Raw genomic sequence first — 2,827 nt, 5'->3', positions numbered from 1 at the left:
TCAATGTCCGTCTTAGTGAGGGCGTATTATAGAGACTTTATTCTTGGTGTCAATCACCTTTTTCGTTTTTTTTAATTTATTTCCTATTAAACTTTATTCTCCATCTCTAATCGTTAGTTCGCACCAGTGAAATAGGTTGATACTTATTTATCTCAAAGTTCAAACTTTGTTTTCTTAAAAACCAATATCTCATTATTAGCTGGCATCTTATATTGCTTTTTTAAAATAAGCTGATGCTTTTGGGCTAAAGCGATTACATCCTCTTTATTACGAATACCACTGTTTGAATCTCGCTGACGTAACTGTTTATCAAATTGTTGATTGCTATTACTGCTATATTGTCCGTTTTCATTAAACGGTCCATATATAATCAACTTGCCATTAAGAGGCAATGCGTTCCCTGCCAAATCAAATAGCTTCTTAACCAATGGCCAAGCGATAATATGCAAGGTATTCGCAGTAAAAATACTATCGTAAGGTAAATTGCCTTTTTGATTGTCTGTATAATAAAGTGGCTTAGGTATATCGTCCGTAGTCAGGTCAAAGGCTAAGGGCGCATGCAAATTAGACGCAGGATATTTATTATACCAACCTAGGATTACTCGATGATTATTGATCACATCGCTAGTTTGCCATTGTAAATGGGGTAATCTGGGTGCAAAATAAATGCTATGTTGTCCAGTGCCTGAACCGACTTCGAACACATGATGGTAATCCAGTAGTTCTTGGTTCAGAACTTCTAAAATTAGTTTTTTATTATTTTCACAAGCCTGAGAGAATGGCAACTTCGCTATAGAGGTGATATCGGCGTTTCCTACATTTTTTTTGTTCATAACCCCTCTTCATTAACGAATGGACAAAACTTGAATTAAGAGATACTTGCTTCAATAACATTAGTAGCTAACTTTAAGGAGCAACGATCGAATTAATCTTTAGTTTACTCCGTCAACAAACATTAGGAGTTTATCAATGAGTATTAATTTAAAGCTTTTAAAGAATATTTCTTTTTAGTCATATTGCTCAGCAATTGGATAAATGAATATCACGTCTTATAAGATATTAGTATGAGTTATTTTCGCTACCGAATAAGTTAATGCTACTAACTCTCATATACTCCTAGTGAACTGATTTAAATTCAGTGTAAATTAACACTATTTTTTCTTCAGTTACATGGAAGGATAAGCTATTATCTTTAATCGCATCTGCTTGAGCATAAAGTATATCAACACCAGTTAAAATGCTTTAAGACCAAGAATAGTTCGTATTAACTCAATTAGATTAAAAGCAGATAAACCAAAATTCTAAGTTTTCAATTTGAGGTATACAAAAGCCATAAGGCTTTAATTCTTAAGTTCTAAAGTTCAACTAAAATAAAAATAAATAATGAATTTTTTAATTAGATACTTAAGAATGATTTTGATTATAAAGCTCTAAAAAATACTCCGAAAATTTTTCTGCCAAAGTTCTACTATCTGTAATAGTAATACTTTCATTATTATATGCAGCATTACTTGTCCAATTATATGACCCATGAATGACTTTGTATAAATCTATTATGCAGAACTTATTATGCATTAATTTTTTACCCCAAGGCGAAACAGGAGAAATCTTTTTACAATCAATACCTCTCGAAACAAAGTCTAGACCATACTTTTCAGTAGTTAAATCATCATTGACTATAATACGAACATGAACCCCCATTTGATGTTTAATTCGCAACTCATTCCCAATGTCTTTGTCAGTAAACCATGCAACAGCTATCCAAATAGTAAATTTAGCAGCACGAATAGCTTCAATAATTTGTTTTTTAATTTGCTGAAAATGCGCTGCAATTAATATTGGATCCTCGACTCCGGAACCAACGACTCTAAAAATACCTTTGTCGTCCTTTTCGAAATCATAGCCATCATACTTTAAAATCTCACTGAGTTCTGATGCCACTTCGTCTGAATTTTTGACTCTTCTGCGATCCGGGATAGCTTCAATCAGCTTCTTAAGTTCAAGACTACAATTTAATTCTTTTAAACGTTCATAAGTGTAATCATTTCTAGACCAAGCGTTAGGCAAACCTTCATGAGAATATTTATCAGAGAAACCAAAAGCATTAAAAAACTTAATTAATTCTGGACCTGACCTATAAGGAGTAGGAGCATCGTCACCAGTAATGTAGGACTTTATTACATCTAAAGTAAATTCCGAAATTTCCAATCTAAGACTCCTCTACATCACAGCATATTACTTGAACTAAAAATATACCAATAAATACCTGTATATGCATCTTCTACAATGTTTAAAAGATTTTTTGAAAATATTGATTAGTATATTGTTAATTTTCTCATAAAACTGATTCATAAATAACGTCTAACCCATATGTAGGATTGAGGTTTAAACATTGAATTGAGGAAATTTTTTTTATGTCTATCGAAGCTTAGGACTCACAATAAGCAGAAATATTGCTGAACAAGCATCTATAACAGCCCATATCTCCTTGGAGAGATATACTTTTACCAGTGGGTTAAACAGTAATGCCAAAGTAATAAAAAGACACGTTAATAGTGCTTCTTTGTTTTCAAAGGTTATGTAAGCGGCCCAAGCAAATACTACACAGGCGATAAGTATTAAAAGGTGTAATAACCATAGGGGAAGGGAAGTATGCCTAGAAGCAGAAATTCAACTGCTAAAGAAATCACTTGCTTTGGCATATATAAAATATGATAGAAAATATGAAGGTTTTATAGCAATGCCATATTACAAACCCAGCTAAAGAAACGCATCACAAAGAAAAAGCCCCCACTCGAGATGAATGGGGGCTTTTAGGTATAGGGAG

3 protein-coding genes are annotated in these 2,827 nt (G+C 32.8%); all 3 read right to left on the bottom strand.

The window, feature by feature from the left end; all coding sequences use genetic code 11:
- Positions 1–152: 152 nt before the first annotated feature.
- On the bottom strand, positions 153–833 hold the full coding sequence (locus tag QZ265_RS10475; RefSeq protein ID WP_296405949.1) for a DUF938 domain-containing protein: 681 nt from the start codon (positions 831–833) through the stop codon (positions 153–155).
- 571 nt (positions 834–1,404) lie between these two features.
- The gene (locus QZ265_RS10470) at positions 1,405–2,208 is read right to left on the bottom strand and encodes a phospholipase D-like domain-containing protein (protein ID WP_296405948.1); all 804 of its coding nucleotides are present in this window, start codon (positions 2,206–2,208) and stop codon (positions 1,405–1,407) included.
- 210 nt (positions 2,209–2,418) lie between these two features.
- Positions 2,419–2,670: a DUF6804 family protein gene (locus QZ265_RS10970; RefSeq protein WP_366513703.1), complete on the bottom strand. Its 252-nt coding sequence runs from the start codon at positions 2,668–2,670 to the stop codon at positions 2,419–2,421.
- Positions 2,671–2,827: the final 157 nt, after the last annotated feature.

It is taken from the genome of Psychrobacter sp. (genome assembly GCF_018260395.1).
In the GTDB taxonomy this organism is placed as follows: Bacteria; Pseudomonadota; Gammaproteobacteria; order Pseudomonadales; family Moraxellaceae; genus Psychrobacter.
The sequence above is the reverse complement of the archived record's forward strand: the minus strand, read 5'-3'. Positions and strand labels throughout refer to the sequence as shown.